Source organism: Salegentibacter mishustinae (assembly GCF_002900095.1).
GTDB classification, from domain to species: Bacteria; Bacteroidota; Bacteroidia; order Flavobacteriales; family Flavobacteriaceae; genus Salegentibacter; species Salegentibacter mishustinae.
Map to the genome: position 1 here is coordinate 330890 of NZ_LLKN01000001.1, position 17659 is coordinate 348548.

18 protein-coding genes and 1 tRNA gene are annotated in these 17659 nt (G+C 37.2%); 13 read left to right on the top strand and 6 right to left on the bottom strand.

Translation table 11 applies throughout. The features are described from left to right. Positions 1-48 precede the first annotated feature (48 nt). Positions 49-873: a dihydropteroate synthase gene (folP, locus tag APB85_RS01640; RefSeq protein WP_057480414.1), complete on the top strand. Its 825-nt coding sequence runs from the start codon at positions 49-51 to the stop codon at positions 871-873. Positions 874-910: 37 nt separating this feature from the next. Continuing rightward, positions 911-1684: a diadenylate cyclase CdaA gene (gene cdaA, locus APB85_RS01645; RefSeq protein ID WP_057480415.1), complete on the top strand. Its 774-nt coding sequence runs from the start codon at positions 911-913 to the stop codon at positions 1682-1684. A gap of 98 nt (positions 1685-1782) precedes the next feature. Here the strand turns inward: cdaA and APB85_RS01650 are convergent, their stop codons facing one another. Together APB85_RS01650 and truA are read right to left on the bottom strand one after the other, a co-directional pair. After that, entirely contained in the window at positions 1783-3549 is a 1767-nt protein-coding gene (locus tag APB85_RS01650) for an ABC transporter ATP-binding protein (RefSeq protein ID WP_057480416.1), read from the bottom strand. Continuing rightward, positions 3550-4293, bottom strand: coding sequence for a tRNA pseudouridine(38-40) synthase TruA (gene truA / locus APB85_RS01655; protein ID WP_057480417.1), 744 nt, complete (start codon positions 4291-4293; stop codon positions 3550-3552). It abuts the gene before it with no gap. 114 nt (positions 4294-4407) lie between these two features. Here truA and APB85_RS01660 point away from each other — a divergent pair, with 114 nt between their 5' ends. Beyond that, complete coding sequence (locus APB85_RS01660) at positions 4408-4902, top strand: metallophosphoesterase family protein (protein ID WP_057480418.1); 495 nt, start codon at positions 4408-4410, stop codon at positions 4900-4902. A 449-nt stretch (positions 4903-5351) separates the two neighbouring features. On the opposite strand, the gene APB85_RS01665 is transcribed toward APB85_RS01660, so the two are convergent. Next, positions 5352-5762 carry a DUF4293 domain-containing protein gene (locus tag APB85_RS01665; protein ID WP_057480652.1) on the bottom strand — a complete coding sequence of 137 codons (411 nt, stop codon included), beginning with the start codon at positions 5760-5762 and terminating at the stop codon, positions 5352-5354. 197 nt (positions 5763-5959) lie between these two features. Between APB85_RS01665 and rho the strand changes: the two genes are divergently transcribed. After that, entirely contained in the window at positions 5960-7612 is a 1653-nt protein-coding gene (gene rho, locus APB85_RS01670; RefSeq protein ID WP_057480419.1) for a transcription termination factor Rho, read from the top strand. Between the two features lie 425 nt (positions 7613-8037). Here the strand turns inward: rho and APB85_RS01675 are convergent. Further along, positions 8038-8110: transfer RNA gene (locus tag APB85_RS01675), tRNA-Gly, on the bottom strand. A gap of 208 nt (positions 8111-8318) precedes the next feature. On the opposite strand from APB85_RS01675, the gene APB85_RS01680 reads away from it, so the two are divergent. The 3 genes from APB85_RS01680 to APB85_RS01690 are packed head-to-tail and all read left to right on the top strand — an operon-like array spanning position 8319 to position 10819. Next, a complete protein-coding gene (locus APB85_RS01680; protein WP_057480420.1) occupies positions 8319-8870 on the top strand; it encodes a ClpP family protease in 552 nt (183 codons plus the stop codon). Between the two features lie 3 nt (positions 8871-8873). Continuing rightward, complete coding sequence (locus APB85_RS01685; protein ID WP_057480421.1) at positions 8874-9155, top strand: GNAT family N-acetyltransferase; 282 nt, start codon at positions 8874-8876, stop codon at positions 9153-9155. A gap of 26 nt (positions 9156-9181) precedes the next feature. After that, a complete protein-coding gene (locus APB85_RS01690; protein ID WP_083482158.1) occupies positions 9182-10819 on the top strand; it encodes a L,D-transpeptidase family protein in 1638 nt (545 codons plus the stop codon). Here the strand turns inward: APB85_RS01690 and APB85_RS01695 are convergent. Next, a complete protein-coding gene (locus tag APB85_RS01695; protein WP_057480423.1) occupies positions 10816-11562 on the bottom strand; it encodes a murein L,D-transpeptidase catalytic domain family protein in 747 nt (248 codons plus the stop codon). The two genes, APB85_RS01690 and APB85_RS01695, sit on opposite strands and share 4 nt — an antisense overlap. Positions 11563-11950: 388 nt before the next feature. On the opposite strand from APB85_RS01695, the gene gpmI reads away from it, so the two are divergent. From gpmI to APB85_RS01725, 6 genes are read left to right on the top strand one after another with little or no spacing between them, the layout of a single operon-like run. Then, positions 11951-13468, top strand: coding sequence for a 2,3-bisphosphoglycerate-independent phosphoglycerate mutase (gpmI, locus tag APB85_RS01700; RefSeq protein WP_057480653.1), 1518 nt, complete (start codon positions 11951-11953; stop codon positions 13466-13468). 6 nt (positions 13469-13474) lie between these two features. Beyond that, on the top strand, positions 13475-14008 hold the full coding sequence (locus APB85_RS01705; RefSeq protein WP_057480424.1) for a thioredoxin family protein: 534 nt from the start codon (positions 13475-13477) through the stop codon (positions 14006-14008). A gap of 45 nt (positions 14009-14053) precedes the next feature. Beyond that, on the top strand, positions 14054-14461 hold the full coding sequence (locus APB85_RS01710; protein WP_057480425.1) for a BT0820 family HAD-type phosphatase: 408 nt from the start codon (positions 14054-14056) through the stop codon (positions 14459-14461). 9 nt (positions 14462-14470) lie between these two features. Further along, positions 14471-15295 (top strand): type I methionyl aminopeptidase, encoded by an 825-nt coding sequence (gene map, locus APB85_RS01715; RefSeq protein WP_057480426.1) that lies wholly within the window; start codon positions 14471-14473, stop codon positions 15293-15295. Next, a complete protein-coding gene (locus APB85_RS01720; RefSeq protein ID WP_057480654.1) occupies positions 15279-15842 on the top strand; it encodes an HNH endonuclease in 564 nt (187 codons plus the stop codon). Before map ends, APB85_RS01720 begins: the two co-directional genes overlap by 17 nt. Positions 15843-15857: 15 nt before the next feature. After that, positions 15858-16625 (top strand): class I SAM-dependent methyltransferase, encoded by a 768-nt coding sequence (locus tag APB85_RS01725; RefSeq protein WP_057480427.1) that lies wholly within the window; start codon positions 15858-15860, stop codon positions 16623-16625. On the opposite strand, the gene APB85_RS01730 is transcribed toward APB85_RS01725, so the two are convergent. Further along, a complete protein-coding gene (locus APB85_RS01730; RefSeq protein WP_057480428.1) occupies positions 16622-17635 on the bottom strand; it encodes an FAD:protein FMN transferase in 1014 nt (337 codons plus the stop codon). The genes APB85_RS01725 and APB85_RS01730 overlap by 4 nt on opposite strands. Positions 17636-17659: the final 24 nt, after the last annotated feature.

A 17659-nucleotide genomic window follows, 5' to 3' on the forward strand; every position in this document is an offset into this window, starting at 1 on the left:
AAAATCGATGTTTTTGACTTTTGAATATTCAATTAAAATACCGCTAAAATGACCATAAATTGCAAAGGCAAACTTATAGATCTTAATAGCCCTAAAGTGATGGGGATAATTAATACCACTCCCAATTCTTTTTATGCTGAAAGCCGAAAAACTTCAGAAAAAGACATTCTTAAGCAGGTAGAAAAAATGCTGAAAGATGGCGTCGATTTTATTGATGTTGGCGGTTACAGCACTCCGCCGGGAGCACCCAAAGTTGAGGAAACCGAAGAGTTGAAACGCGTACTTCCCGCAATAGAAAATATTCTAAAACAATTTCCCGACACATTAATTTCTATAGATACCTTTCGCGCAAACGTAGCCAAAAAAAGTATTGAAGCTGGCGCAGCAATAATTAACGATATTTCGGCCGGCAGTTTAGACCCTGAAATGATGAAAACCGTGGCGAACCACCAAGTGCCTTATATTATGATGCATATGCGCGGCACACCACAAACTATGAAAGGTCTCAACCAATATGATGATCTTTTACAGGATATTTTATTCTATTTTTCAGAAAAGATAAATGCAGCAAGAGCTTTAGGAATAAATGACCTTATTGTAGATCCGGGCTTTGGTTTTGCTAAGAATATTGATCAGAATTTTGAATTGCTTTCAAAAATGCAGCTCTTTAAAACTTTGGAATTGCCTTTATTGGCCGGACTTTCAAGAAAATCACTGATCTATAAAACTTTAAAAACATCGGCAGCAGAAGCTTTAAACGGAACGACTTTCTTAAATACTATAGCCTTAACTAAAGGCGCCTCTATTTTGAGAGTTCATGATGTGAAAGAAGCGGTAGAATGCACTAAATTATTTGCAGAACTTAATAAGTAGCCGCATATTTTCTATTTTTACAAAAAACCCCACTAATTTGGATATAATCAATCTTCGCTTTCTCGATGTGCTGGATATTGTATTTGTCGCATTCCTACTGTATTATCTATATAAATTAGTAAAAGGAACAGTTGCGGTAAATATCTTTATAGGAATCGTGATTATTTACCTGATGGGTAGCCTTACCGAATTACTCCAAATGGAGCTTCTTAGCAGCGTTCTGGGTGAATTTATAGGAGTAGGAATGTTTGCTCTAATTGTAGTTTTTCAACAGGAAATAAGAAAATTTCTCTTAATGATTGGGTCAACAAATTTCACGCAAAAGGGAAAATTTTTTACCCAGCTTAGGTTTTTAAAAGGTGACCTGGAAACCAGCACCAATGTAGAAGACATTATTTCGGCTTGTGAAGCCATGGGCCAAAGTTATACCGGTGCGTTAATTATTATTCAGAAAAACACGAACCTGGATTTTGTAAAAAATTCTGGAGACGATATGAATATTGAACTCAACCAACCTATTATAGAATCTATTTTCTACAAGAACTCACCACTTCATGATGGTGCGATGGTAATAGAAGATAATAAGATTACCGCAACCCGGGTAATTCTACCGGTTTCTAATGACAGGTCTATTCCGCTTAGATTTGGATTACGCCACCGCGCAGCTGTTGGAATTACAGAAAAAACCGATGCGCTTGCCCTGGTAGTAAGTGAAGAAACCGGCCAAATTTCATATGTAAGAGATGGGGAATTTGTAATGTTTGAAAGCAACGACGAACTTATAGATCGAATAAAAGAAGATCTTCTATAATCGCTCATAGAAGGTTTGATTCCGAAAGGCTTACTCTCGAAATTCTCTAACAATTTTCCTGATTACTTCTTATTGATTTTCCTTAGATTTCCTCGAACTTATAAGCTTTCTTCTGCCATAAACTGAACCTCGTAAAGATTTTTGTAGTATCCATCTTTCTTCTGAAGCAATTCGGAATGCGTTCCGATCTCCACGATTTCACCGGCATCCATTACCATAATTTTGTCGGCTTTTTTAATAGTAGCAAGTCTATGGGCAATTACAATTGAGGTTCTGCCTTTGGTGATCTTATCGGTAGCTTCCTGGATGAGCAATTCGCTGTAAGTATCTACCGATGAAGTAGCTTCATCTAAAATCAAAATGCTGGGATTACTCATATATGCCCGTAAAAAAGAAATAAGCTGGCGTTGCCCGGAAGATAACATGGCCCCGCGTTCTTTTACATTATAATGATAAGCATTAGGTAAGGTATTGATGAAATCGTGAATACCTATTTGCTTGGCTGCATTAATCACGTCTTCCTCAGAAATATCTGGATTACTTAAATTAATATTAGCCAGAATAGTATCGGCAAAAAGGAAAACGTTTTGCAGCACCACGGCAATTTCAGAGCGTAAAGATTCCAGGGTAATATCTTTAATATCAATGCCATCTACAAGAATTTGCCCGCTATCTATTTCATAAAAACGATTAAGCAAATTGATTACCGTAGATTTCCCTGCGCCGGTAGCACCAACAATAGCAATAGTTTCGCCGGCATTTGCTTTAAATGAAACGCCTTTTAAAACTTCCTCATCATCGGTATAACTAAAGCGAACATTTTTAAATTCTATCTCACCTTTTAGGTCTTTCACTTCAATTTTACCTACGTTACTAATGGAAGAATCGGTATCTAAAATTCCAAAAACACGATTTGCAGCCACCATTCCCATTTGCAGGGTATTAAATTTGTCGGCAATTTGACGCAAGGGTCTAAAAAGTAGCTGAGAAAGTTCAATAAAAGCAATTATTACACCCAGTGTAATTCCGTCGTCAGCCACTGCACGCAACCCACCAAACCATACAATTAAACCAATGGTAATAGAAGTCGCCATTTCAGCAATTGGAAAGAAAATAGAGTTATACCAAACGGTTTTTACCCATGCATTCCGGTGTTTGTCATTGATTTCTTTAAAATTCTTGTATTCTTCTTTTTCGCGGGTAAAGAGTTGAACGATCTTCATACCTGTAATGCGCTCCTGCACAAAAGTATTGAGGTTGGCAACTTGTGTTCTTACTTCTTCAAAAGCGACTTTCATTTTCTTCTGAAAAACACGCGTAGCGTACATAATTAACGGAAGAACCGTCAACACCAATAAGGTTAACTGCCAGCTTTGGTAGAACATAAAGCCTATTACTACCAGCATTTTTAGAATATCACTGATAATCATAAAAAGTCCCTGGCTAAAAATACTGGCAATTGTTTCAATATCGCTTACCGCACGGGTTACCAAACGCCCAACTGCCGACTTATCAAAATAAGTCATTTTAAAGTTGAGCATATGCTTAAAAAGGTTTACACGCAGGTCTCTCACTACTTCCTGACCTAACCAGTTGGCGAAATAAACAAACAGAAACTGAAAAATAACTTCCAGCACTAAAACCCCGGCCATTAAGCCTACATAAAAAACAAGGTTATCATAATTCTGTGGCGTAATAGCATCATCTACGGTAACCTTCAGTAAATAAGGCCTTAAAACAGCAAAGAATGAAAGCAAAATAGCAGCAACCGCCACAAAATAAAAAGTTACTTTGTAGGGATTAGTGTATTTAAGCAGACGCTTAAATAAATCAAAATCGAATGCGTTACCTGTTTTAGATGCCATTTATTTTATTGCTATTTCCGGATAAGTAACCCTTGTAAGGTATAATGCTTTTGCAGGCACCGAAGTTCCTGCCTTACTCCTGTCTTTACTTTTTATAACCTCGTGCATATTTTCGATAGGTTGCTTCCCAAAACCAATTTCCAGTAAAGTTCCTACAATTGCACGCACCATATTTCTTAAAAATCTGTCGGCTGAAATATGAAAAACCAACACACCATTTTCAATTTTCCAAACCGCCTCAGTAATCTTGCAATTATAAGTTTTTACATCGGTTTTAGACTTTGAAAAACACTTAAAATTAGTATAATCCTTTAAGATTTCTGCAGCCTTATTCATTTTTTCAACATCCAGCTTATTTTTCAAAAAATAACTTCTATCTTCTAAAAAAGGATCTTTATGCTGAACGATATGATACTCATAACTTCGGCTTAAAGCATCAAAACGTGCATGTGCATCAGGTTTTACTTTAAAGAAATCCCGTAAGGCTATGTCTGCCGGAAGCAGAGAATTCATTTTAAACTGAAAAACTTCCTTTTCAAGATTGTTATCGGTATCAAAATGCGCAAAGATTTGTTTAGCATGCACGCCGGCATCTGTTCTTCCTGCGCCAATAATAGCTGTTTTTTGTTGAAAAACAACCGAAAGTGCTCGTTCTATTTCTTCCTGAACCGAAATCGCGTTTGGCTGATTTTGCCATCCGTGATAAGCCTTCCCAAAGTATGCCAGTTCTAAAAAATACCTCAACCGAGTTCTTTATTTTTATATTTGCGAACTGCAAAGATAAGGCATTTATTAGAAGCTTAAATCCTTTGAAGGCATAGGTTTCAAAATGATTCTATAAACAAAAACAATCCCGATTTGAAAAAAATATTGCTGTTAAGCGACACCCACAGTCATATTGACGATAGAATTCTACATTACGCCGCCGAAGCCGATGAAATATGGCACGCCGGCGATATTGGCATAACCGATATTACCGATGAATTAAAAAAAGTAAAACCCTTAAGGGCCGTTTATGGCAATATAGATGATGCAGAAATAAGAAAGGAATTCCCACTTCACCAACGCTTTAATTGTGAAGGCGTGGATGTTTGGATTACCCATATTGGCGGTTACCCGGGCAAATATTCGCCCGCGATTAGGGAAGAAATTAAAAGAAATCCGCCAAAACTATTTATTAGCGGTCATTCTCACATTTTAAAAGTAATGAACGATAAAAGCCTGGGATTACTTCATATGAATCCGGGCGCAGCAGGAAAGCAGGGATTTCATAAGAAACGTACGATGCTTAGATTTAAAATTGATGCTGGAGAAATTAAAGATTTAGAGGTCATAGAATTGAAAAGTAAGTAGGCAGTTTAGAGTCTGCGGTTTCAGTAGACAGTTAAAATTGCTCGTTATTGCAATGGAGGCACAACTGAAGTAATCTTTCGATTAACTCACGAACTATCAAAAAAGGAAAGCTATACTTAAACAACAGATTGCCTCGTCATAATTCTCCCAGATTCAAATTTTTTCTCGCAATGACGAAACGACAATTACACTAAAAACATTCCTGAATAAGTCACGAGTGTGTTTTTTAGCCTCATTGCGATCCCGATTTTTATCGGGCGAAGCAATCTGTTCAGTTATTTCCATATCTAAAGTTTACCACACTCCTATTTGGCTCGTAATGAGGCTAAGAATCAAAGATCCGTGAATTCGTAGCGATGTAATAATGATTCAACTATACTTATAAAAACTAAAAAACCCGAAGCTTTCACTTCGGGTTTTCACGCACTAATACTACTAAGATGATAGGCTTATCGTAATCGGTCCACAGATTTTACGAGATCTTCGTCCTTTTTAATGGCCTTATTGGCCAAAACAAGAAAAACGATAGAAATGATTGGAAGAAACATCCCAATACCCTTCTCTGAAATATCCATTTCTCCAGGTAAACTTAGCGACCAATAAACAAACACTCCTAGTAAAAAAAAGTTTAATAAGATATTTAGACGCCCCAATACAAATTGAAGCTTTCTATTTTTGAACATAAAAATACTCACCAAAGATAATAAAGCTGAAGCTAGAAATGCAATAAAAACCATAAGATAATCTTGCGCATACATAGCAACTCCTTCTGCATTTTCCCAAAGAGAGAAAGCAAAGATCAGCCCGCCACTAGCAATAACGGCGATAAGTAAATATATAGTTTGGATTCTTTGTAGCATATCTTCTGGTGAAATTCGCGAACAAAAATAAAGATTCTTTTTAGAATTGCTATTCAAAATATTAAAATAAAGTTGTATACTTGCAGGAACATTTCGTAACCAATTCAAAACAGGTTACTTAAGTCTCCAAATTTTTTTCGATTCTTCCTCGCGAAGTTTAACAATCAACCCAAACACAAATTTATTTTTAATTATCCATGTTTGAAATTTCAGAATTAAAAGCTAAAAAGCTTCCTGAGTTGCAGGATATCGCTAAATCTTTAAATGTCCCAAAATTCAGGACCTTAAAAAAATTAGATCTGGTATATCAAATCCTGGACTATCAGGCTGCCAACCCCAAAAAGGCAAAAGAAGCACTTACAGACGACACAAAAAAGGAGGAGTCTCCAAAAAGTGAGGCGACTGCTAAAACTTCAGAAAAACCACAGGCTAAAAAAGGTGGGAAAATAGGAAGTAACAAAAAACCACCAAGGGCTGCTGCAACGGCGGAGACCAAAGATTCGCGCCCGGCAAAAAAGGAAAGTAATTCTCCTAAAAAAGAAGAAGCATCTTCAAAGTCAGGGGAAAATAAAAAGCCGGAGCAAAAGCAAAGGGACACAAGAGATGATAATTCTTCTAAAAATCAGAAGAACAATCCTCGTGAGCACAAAAAAGATACGCGCAATAAAAATAACGGAGGCCGCGATAGCGGAAACCGTGATAGCCGCAATCGCTACCGCGAACCAGATTACGAGTTTGATGCGATTATTGAAAGTGAAGGTGTACTGGACATTATGCAGGACAACTACGGTTTCCTAAGATCTTCAGATTACAATTACCTTACTTCTCCAGATGATATTTATGTTTCCCAGTCGCAAATTCGTTTATTCGGTTTAAAAACCGGAGACACCGTATTAGGGCAAATAAGACCACCAAAAGAAGGTGAGAAATATTTCCCATTAATCAAGATCAATAAAATTAACGGATTAGACCCACAGGTAGTGAGAGACCGTGTTTCTTTTGAGCACTTAACTCCACTTTTCCCAAAGGAAAAATTCAATATAGCCGAAAAACAAAGCAGTTTATCTACCCGTATCATGGATCTCTTTTCCCCTATTGGAAAAGGCCAGCGTGGTATGATTGTTTCCCAGCCTAAAACTGGTAAAACAATGTTGCTTAAAGATATTGCCAACGCAATTGCAGCAAACCATCCCGAGGTTTATCAAATAGTTCTCCTTATTGATGAACGTCCTGAAGAGGTTACCGATATGCAACGTAATGTACGCGGGGAAGTAGTAGCTTCTACTTTTGATAAAGAAGCACACGAACACGTACGAGTTGCGAATATCGTTTTAGAAAAAGCAAAGCGTTTGGTAGAATGTGGTCACGATGTTGTGATTCTTTTAGATTCTATTACTCGTTTGGCTCGTGCATACAACACCGTACAACCTGCAAGTGGTAAAGTATTAAGTGGTGGTGTAGACGCTAATGCACTACACAAACCAAAACGTTTCTTTGGTGCCGCCCGTAATATTGAGAACGGAGGTTCTTTATCAATAATCGCTACCGCCCTTACCGATACCGGCTCTAAAATGGACGAAGTGATCTTTGAAGAATTTAAGGGGACAGGAAATATGGAACTGCAATTGGATAGAAAAATTGCAAACCGTAGAATTTTCCCTGCGATTGATCTTACTTCTTCAAGTACACGTCGTGACGACTTATTACTTGATGAAAACACGATACAAAGAATGTGGGTGTTGCGTAAATATCTTGCCGATATGAATCCTATAGAAGCTATGGAATTTATTAACGACAGGATTAAACAAACCAAAAATAATGAAGAGTTTTTAATCTCTATGAACGGGTAAAAACTTCTTTAGTTATAAATTGAAAAAATCCGGAAGCTTTAAGTTTCCGGATTTTTTTTATGATTCATTTTAATAGATAAGGACTCTGCTCCTATTCATTTCCAATCAGAAAAAGCTTCTCACCCGGCGAATTTTCATCGTTTTTTGGTATAAAAAAGATTTAAGGTAAAAAGTTCCTAAAATCGTCATGCTGAATTTATTTCAGAGGTTAAAAAGTCGATAATCAGAACGAGTTAGAAGCTGAAACAAGTTCAGCTTGACAAAAGTATACTTGTGAGACAACTCCACTTCTTAGAGCGGGAGACCGGGTTTCCCGATATTACGCCCTATCGGGCTTCAATCGGGACAGGCTTCTCACCCGGCGAATTTTCAACGTTTTTTGGCATAAAAAAACCCCAACGTTTTGTTGAGGCTTTTTTTCTTTGAGCGGGAGACCGGGTTCGAACCGGCGACATTCAGCTTGGAAGGCTGACGCTCTACCAACTGAGCTACTCCCGCATTTGTTCTGCAAATATAAAGTTTAAACCCTTCAATTTCCAAAGGAAAATTAAACTTTTTAGACTCTGCGATCCTATTTGCTTAATATTCAGACCAAAAATAAAATGAAGCGATAAAATCTTGTTAAATGGGTAATTAAAAAACAAGTGTTCCGACAAATAAATCTTATTTTTAATGCCTAACAGAATACATCTTAAATCAATTTCTTATGAGTAATAAACCCGGTAAAACCCAGGACTTAATAGACGCAAAATTCCTTGAAGAACGCAAAGTATTCCTTTGGGGTGAAGTCAACGATAAATCGGCCAAACACGTTATAGACAGACTTCTTTATCTTGATATGGAGGGAGATGAAGAAATCCAGTTTTTTATTAATAGTCCAGGTGGTTATGTAACCGATGGATTTGCGATTTACGATACTATGCAAAGCCTTAAAAGCCCTGTTTCAACCATTTGTAGTGGTCTGGCTGCTTCTATGGGTTCTATTTTACTTTCTGGCGGAACTAAAGGCAGGAGGTTTATTCAAACGCACGGAAAAGTTATGATCCACCAACCTATGGGTGGTGCCAGAGGCCAGGCTTCAAACATCGAAATCCAGGCCAACGAAATCTTAAAAACCCGGGAATTAAGCGCAAAGCTTCTTGCTGAAAATTGCGGGCAAACTATAGAAAAAGTACTTAAAGATTTTAATCGTGATTACTGGATGGATGCCCAGGAGTCTTTAGACTACGGAATTGTTGACGGTATTTTCAAGAAATAATTTATGGATATTAAACATCGCGAGAACGATAGCCGCGGAATGTTCTTTGTGAGAGATGAAAAAGGCATTTACGCAGAGCTAACGTATCAAAAAAAGGCAGGAGACATTCTTGTTATAGATCACACAGAGGTTAGACCAGAACTGGAAGGACAGGGAATTGCAACTAAGCTGCTGGCCCATAGCGTGGAATTTGCCCGTGAAAATAATTATAAGATAGAGCCCCTATGCCCTTTCGCTGAAGTGCAATTTGACAGAAACAAGTCTTACAGCGATGTAAGAGCTTAAAAAACCTACTAACTTTTTCCTCTTTTATGAAGTTCTCCCGTTTATTATTATTCCTTGGTTTAATGATTTTATTTTCTTGTGAAGAAGATCAAAAAAAGGGAATTGAAACTTCAAAAGAGGAAGAAGCAGTAGTTATTGAGAAATTAGCTTCAGCTGATTTAATTGCCAAAAGATTCTCCAGGCTTTCCAATTCCGTTGGGAATATAGATCTGCAATATCCCGATTTACTTGATTCTATCTATTCAAAACGTGATTATAAACCAATTTGGACAGATAGGGCCTTACGGGAAGATCTCTACCGCGGTATTGAAAGAACTAAAGAAGACGGCCTGGAACCTGAAGATTATCATTTAAGCTATCTAAAAAAGTCCCTTTCCAATTTATCGGAATTAGATGATGAGGAGCGTAGTTTAACCGAAATCATACTAACTGATGCTTTTTTCAGCCTTACTTCAGATTATAATTCAGGGAAATTAGATCCTAAGGAAATTTATAGTATTTGGGGTGTAGAAAGCAATAAAATAGACCTTCCGGGACTCTTAGATCACGGTGTTCAGAAAAATAATATTCTGGCGGCTATAGATTCTGTAGTACCGCAACACGAGGTCTATAAAGGTTTAAAACGTAGTTTAAAAGAATACAGGGAACTGGCAGAAAACGAAAAAGACCCCATTTTTATTTCCGAAGAAGGAGAGAGTATTAAAGCGGATGAAAAAGATGAGCGGATACCAAATATAAAAAGGCGCTTAAAAGAATTAGGCTACTGGGATAAAGAAATTGCAGATAGTCTTATTATCTACGATGAACCTCTACAGAAAGCAGTTAAGGAATTCCAGGAAAAGTATGGTATTGAAACCGATGGCGTGATTGGCGGCGGCACAATTAAAACCCTTAACAAAACCTACCAGGAGAGGCTGGAACAAATTTTAGTGAACCTGGAACGCTGGCGCTGGTATCCCAAAAATTTAGGCGAACAATACATCATTGTAAATATTGCAAATTACCGCTTACATCTGGTTAAAGGCGAAGATACTCTTGCTACGCATCGCACGATGGTGGGTACTGAAGCCAGGAAAACCCCTGTTTTCTCAGATAAGGTAGAACATATTGTTTATAACCCAACGTGGACTATTCCGCCTACGATTAAGAGTAAAGATGTTATCCCTTCAGCTTCCAAAGATCCCGATTATATAAACAGGAAGAATTTTAGCATTTTTAACCGAAGTGGTGAAAAAATGAACCCTCAGGATGTAGACTGGTCTTCTTCTAAAGTTAAAGGCTATACTTTTAGGCAGGAAGCGGGGCCGGCAAATCCGCTTGGATTGGTTAAGATCATCTACCCTAACGAATATATGATTTATTTACACGACACGCCTTCAAAATCGCTTTTCAACAAAAATTTAAGGGCGCAAAGCTCTGGTTGCGTAAGAGTACAGGGAGTATTGGATCTCGCCAAAATGCTGTTAAACGATCAGCCTAAATATGACGATGATAAAATTGCAGAAATTCTAAAATCGGGAAAAACCACAACCATAAAAGTTACTCAGAATGTAAATGTACACCATCTTTACTGGACTGCCTGGAACGAAAATGGCAGCACCCGTTTTGCAGAAGATGTCTACAAAAGAGATGCTGCCATTTATAATTTGCTTACTAAAAACTAACTATTTAGTAGCGTAGATTTTTCGAGGTATTCTTTATTATTCTTGTGAATATACACAACAGATTCTTCTTTAATAGTATCTATCACTTCTTTAGCAATAGTATTTGGAACCGCAGGACAACCGTAACTTCTTCCTAATCTTCCAATTCTATCTATAAAGTTAGGTTCTGCATAATCTGCTCCGTGAATTACCACATAACGTTTACGAGCATTGCTATTAAAGCCTTTCTCCATACCGTCTATAAACAACGACAATCCGTTCTTTCCGTAGTAAGTTTCAGCAGTAACGTAAAATCCTAGTGAACTTTGCAGGGAATTTACAGTATTAGAAAACTTGTTAGCAAACTCACCACCGGTATTTTTTCCGTGGGAAACATAAGTATTGAATAATACTTTTTTAGTTTGCATATTCATAATCCACATACGTTTTTTTGTAGAGGAAAGTCCAAAATCTATTACGGTAAGGATTTTTTTACCCACTTTACCAGTTTCGTCTAATTGCTCATATCCTTTCATGGCTTTTTCGAACACAGGCATCGCCGGGACACTAATATTTTTGGTAGAAAACTCGCTATAAAGAGTAGCGACTTTATTTTCGAAATTTGATTTGGTATTTTCTTCAGGAATTGTAGAAGCAATCGCTTCTATTTTTGAAGTTTCAAGGTTGGTTTTTAAATCATCTGTTGTTGTAAATGCGAAAGAGAAGGTTAATACGCCAAATACAGTCAGAAGTCTATAAATCATACACGTTGTTTTAAATTAATATTCTCTTAATTAATTCCAAATGTAATGCCAACATACAAAATAATCTTATTAATTGAATTTTTAACGCTTCAGATCGCAAATTTTAACATTTATAAGCTTATAAAGCTATAGTTCAAGATATTATACATTCACATTGATAGCTTAAAAACGATTAAAAGAAGAAAAAAGTATTCCAATGTAAAATGTTTATTGTTAAAATTTTAAATCTTATCTTATAGAGAAATTCAAAATCCTTTACCTGAAATATTTTATAGTGAAAACGCTACGAAAATAATCTTCTGCATTTAGATTTAATAAAACATTAGCGAGCGTGGGTTTAGCATACCGGCAATTTGTTTTTATCTTTATGCCCAAATTAACTAATATTATGAATAAGAAAGTTCTACTAATGATTTTAGACGGCTGGGGAATTACGCAAAACCCAGACGTTTCAGCTATAGCCAAAGCAAAAACTCCATTTATGGATAGCATCCTGGAGAAATATCCTCACGCCGAACTGCGTACCGATGGGATGCAAGTTGGATTGCCGGAAGGACAAATGGGAAATAGCGAAGTAGGACACATGAACCTTGGAGCGGGACGCATTGTTTACCAGGATTTGGTAAAGATCAATATGGCGGTAGAAAAAAACACGTTAAAAGATGAGCCAGTACTGGAAGAAGCTTTTAATTATGCAATAAAACACAATAAACCCATTCACTTTATGGGACTTTTAAGTGACGGTGGGGTACATTCTCACATCAACCATTTAAAAGGATTACTTTCGGCTGCAGACGAATGTGGAGTAAAAGAAAAATATGTTCACGCCTTTACAGATGGACGTGATGTAGACCCACATTCAGGAAAAGGTTTTGTTGAAGAGATCGAAAAGCATCTAGAAAAAACTAACGGGAAATTAGCTTCGGTTATTGGGCGCTATTTTGCCATGGATCGTGATAAGCGCTGGGAAAGAGTAAAAAAAGCTTACGACCTTATTACTAAAGGCGAAGGTAAAAAAACCACCAACGCTGCTGAAGCCATTGCTGAAAGCTATGAAAACAATGTTAGCGATGAGTTTATAGAGCCTATCGTGATGACCAATGATGCCGGCGAGCCGGTAGCTACCTTAAAAGAAAAAGAAGTAGTAATCTTCTTCAACTTTAGAACAGACCGTGGTAGACAACTTACCCAGGCATTAACTCAGGATGATTTTCCTGAGTACAATATGAAGAAAATGCCGTTATACTATGTAACGGTGACAAAATATGACGATAGTTTCGAAGGCATAAATGTTGTTTTTAAAAAAGATAATATCAAGTCTACGCTGGGCGAAGTCCTGGAGTATATGGGCAAAAAGCAAATTAGAATTGCTGAGACCGAAAAGTACCCGCACGTTACCTTCTTCTTTAGCGGTGGGCGTGAAAAACCTTTTAAAGGAGAAAGACGTTTAATGTGTAATTCTCCAAAAGTAGCTACTTACGATCTTCAGCCAGAAATGAGTGCTTTTGAAATTAGGGACAAAATTGTTCCTGAACTAAAGGACGAATCGGCTGATTTTATCTGCCTGAATTTCGCGAACCCGGATATGGTTGGCCATACCGGTGTATTTGACGCTGCGGTTAAGGCTTGCGAAACTGTAGATTCTTGCGCTAAAGACGTAGCTGAAGCTGCACTGGAAAATGATTACTCAGTAATTGTAATTGCCGATCATGGGAACAGCGAGATTATGATCAACGAAGACGGGAGTCCAAATACGGCGCATACCACCAGCCCCGTACCTTTAATTTTATTAGATAAAGACATAAAATCTATTAAAAGCGGTAAGCTTGGAAATATTGCTCCGACTATCCTGAAGCTAATGGGAATTGAGCAGCCTGAATTAATGACTGAAGACCCTTTAATTTAAAAATCAATGATTAATAAGATATTGCTACTTTTTCTAGGAGTTTTTATAACTGCGGGAGAAGTTTCAGATGAAAAAGAGAAACTAGAAAATATAAATTCAGCAGAAATGCTTTTAGGAGAATTCACGCAAGCTGACTTGGAAAAACCGCCTCATTTAAGATGGTTTACCCCCGGCTACGAGAATTACAATCCTAAAGAAGAAGCTGTAGGAACCATAAAGGAAAATATAGGAGATTATGAAATTCTTCTCTTTATGGGAACCTGGTGTGGTGATAGCCGTTACGAAGTTCCGAAGTTTTTTAAGCTATTAGATGTAGTAGATTTTGATAAAGAAAATCTTACAAGTATTGCCGTAAACTATGCTAAAAAAGCTCCGGGAGATCTAGACGAAAAGTATAATATCCATCGGGTACCCACTATTATCTTTATGAAAGATGGAGAAGAAATAGACCGTTTTGTGGAATACTCTATAGAAAGCCTGGAAGAAGATGTTGCGAAGATAGTTAAAGGCGAAGAATATACAGATCCTTACTCCAAATAACAGGAAACTAAGGAGATATTCGGTTAATCTTGCTAATTTTGCCCTATGCCCAACACGCTAACCATAGCAGTAGATTTTGACGGAACTATTGTAGAAAATAAATTTCCTGAGATTGGAAAGCCAAAGCTTTTTGCTTTTGAAACACTAAAAAAGCTTCAGGAAGATGGTCACAGGCTTATTTTATGGACCTATAGAGCCGAAGATAAATTAGAAGAAGCGGTAAAATTTTGTGAAAAGAGAGGCATTAAATTTTACGCTGTAAATAAAAGTTATCCCGAAGAGGTTTTTGACGATGATATAAGTCGGAAGATCCTTGCCGATATTTTTATAGACGATAGAAATATTGGTGGCATGTGGGGTTGGGGTGAAATATACCAAAGGTTAAAAGACCGATCTATAATTAGAGAACAGAAAAAAGAAAAGAAGAAATTCGGATTTTTAGGCCGATTTTAAATTACACATATGATAATTACCAAAAACCCTGAAGAAATTGAATTAATGCGTGAAAGCGCGCTAATTGTATCTAAAACCCTGGGAATGCTTGCGCCGCATATTAAACCCGGAGTAACTACTTTGGAGTTGGATAAAATGGCCGAAGAATTTATTCGCGATCACGGCGCCGAACCTGGATTTTTAGGAATGTACGATTTCCCAAATTCACTTTGTATGAGTCCTAATGCGCAGGTAGTTCATGGAATTCCAAACGACAAGCCTTTGCAGGAGGGTGATATTATCTCAATAGATTGTGGTGCTTTAAAAAATGGATTTTACGGAGATCACGCCTATACTTTTGAAGTTGGTGAAGTAAAACCAGAAGTAAAAGAACTTTTAAAAGTCACAAAAGAATCTCTTTACGAAGGAATAAGGGAATTTAAGCTCGGAAACCGGGTTGGAGATGTTGGCTATGCTATTCAAAAATACACCGAAGACAGAGGCTACGGTGTAGTAAGGGAATTGGTAGGTCACGGCCTTGGTGCTACTATGCATGAAGATCCTGAGATGCCTAATTATGGTAAACGCGGAAGAGGTAAAAAATTTATGGAAGGAATGGTGGTAGCCATTGAACCTATGATAAACCTTGGAACAAAACGAATAAAACAATTGCCTGATGGCTGGACCATTCTAACCGCAGACAATAAGCCCAGCGCACATTTTGAACACGATATTGCGCTAGTAGACGGTAAACCCCAACTTCTGTCTACCTTTGATTATATATATGAAGCTTTAGGAATTGAAAGTGATGAAGAAGATGAATTCAAAGCAAAAGTCTATGGTAAAGAGCTATAGAGGCGAAGTATGGAAAAGACTTCATAAAGAGGAATGGCAGGATCGTTTTGTCTACGATGTTTCTAATTACGGAAGATTAATTAGTTATGTACAATATCCTGAAGGGGAATTGATAAATGGTGGCCGTACCAACGGTTATACCAGTTTTTCTCCCAGGTTGCAAAATGGCAAGCATAAAGCCTATTATATGCACCGTATTGTTGCTGAATTATTTCTTGTAAAAAATGACGACGACAAATACGTGATCCATAAGAATTTTAAAAAAGATGATAATCGCGTAGAGAATTTGGCATGGACAACTAAAGATGAATGGGTACAGCACCAGCATAATAGTCCTGGCGTTAAGGAGAACAAACGCAAAAGAAAACTAAGACGTGTAGTTACCTATTCTAAACTCACATACGCGCAAGCCGTAATTCTTAAAAAGAAACTTTTAGACCCCAAGCGAAAAACAAGGATAAAAGTACTTGCCAAACAATTTGGTGTTTCAGAAATGCAACTTTACCGTATAAAATCTGGTGAAAACTGGGGCGATATTAAAGTCTAGCAAGAGCAATTCTTAATGAAAAAGCTTTTTAAAGTAGTTTTAAATACCGTCCCCCGCCCCTTGCTCATAAAAGTAAGTTATTGGGTTAAACCTTTCTTTAAATATGCGCTTCGCGGAAGTAAATACACCGATCCGATAGACGGGAAAAGCTTTTCTAAATTTCTTCCCTACGGATATATTAACCAGCGGGAAAATGTGCTCTCCCCTTCTACGCTTTCCCTGGAAAGGCATCGCTTACTTTGGTTATACTTAAAAAATGAAACCGATTTCTTTAGCAAGAACCTAAAAGTACTGCACTTTGCACCCGAGCAGGCTTTTTATAAACGCTTTAGAAAGCTTAAAAACTTGGATTACACCACTACCGACCTGAACTCACCTTTAGCTGATGTAAAGGCTGATATTTGCAATTTGCCTTTTAAAGAAAATGAATTCGACTTTATTCTTTGCAATCATGTTTTAGAACATATTCCAAATGATACTAAAGCGATGCAGGAGATTTATCGAATTCTAAAACCCGGCGGTACAGCGATTCTGCAAATTCCGCAGGATTTAAAGAGGAAAAATACTTTTGAGGATGATTCGATTACCGATAGAAAAGAACGGGAACGTATTTTTGGCCAGTACGACCACGTAAGAATATACGGTAAGGATTATTTTGACAAATTAAGAAGTATAGGTTTTAAGGTTAAAGAAGTTGATTATACCAATCAATTATCTACTGAAGAAATTGATAAATACCGTCTTGCAAAAGGGGAAGTTATTCCGGTTTGTTATAAGAATTAATCTTCTACTAAAGCTTCCTCAAATCCGTTAGAAGTAAAAATTCGAATACTTTCGGCCTCATCTACGTAAATAAAATAAACATCTACATTCTCTAATTCTTCCAGCATTTCTAAGGATCTTTCGTAGCCTAAAGCCATAAAAGCGGTGGCGTAACCATCAGCCAGCGTACAATTTTCAGCAAGTACAGATGCGCTGAGCAAATTGCTTTTTTCGGCTTTCCCGTTTAATGGATTTATAGTGTGTACATAGCGATTCCCCGTAATACTGTCAATTCTGAATTTTCGGTAATTTCCGGAAGTTGCCATCGCCCGGTTCTTCAATGCAAGAACAGTTTGCAAAGTACGTTCAGCATCGGTTTGCTGCGGATTATCTATTGCTACCATCCAGGGAGATTCTCGTTCTAAATTCTGTCCTTTGGCTACTAATTCTCCCCCAAGTTCGATTAGATAATTTTCAACATTTTGCTTATCCAAATAGTCAGCGATAACATCAATTGTGTATCCCTTTGCTATAGCATTAAAATCGAGGTAGATATTCGGGTTTTCCTTCTGAATAGTATTATCGGCGGTTAATTTAACTTTTTCAAATCCCACAAGTTGTCTTATGGAATCTAAAACAGCTTCGTCTGGTTCATTTAAAGGCTTATCAGGGCCAAAGCCGTAGGCGTTTACCAAACTACCTACTGTTGGGTCAAAATAGCCGTTACTTTCCCTAAAAATCTGATTAGAATATCTAAATACATTTTGAAAATGTACATCTACTTCTACCTCTTCAGCACCAGAGTTTATTCGGGAAATATCAGAATTATCCTGATAGGTGCTCATGGAAGTATTGATCACGTAAAAAATAGAATCTAAAGCTTTTTCAGTATTAAAATTTTCCGAAGAAAAATATTTCACCTGGTAGGTTGTTCCTAGAGCATTCCCGGTATATGTATTTGCCTGCGGCCCATCATTTTTACAGGAAACACTTAGTAAAACAAGAAAGAATAATGCAGTAATTTTTTTCATCTAATTATAAATATTTTATTCAGC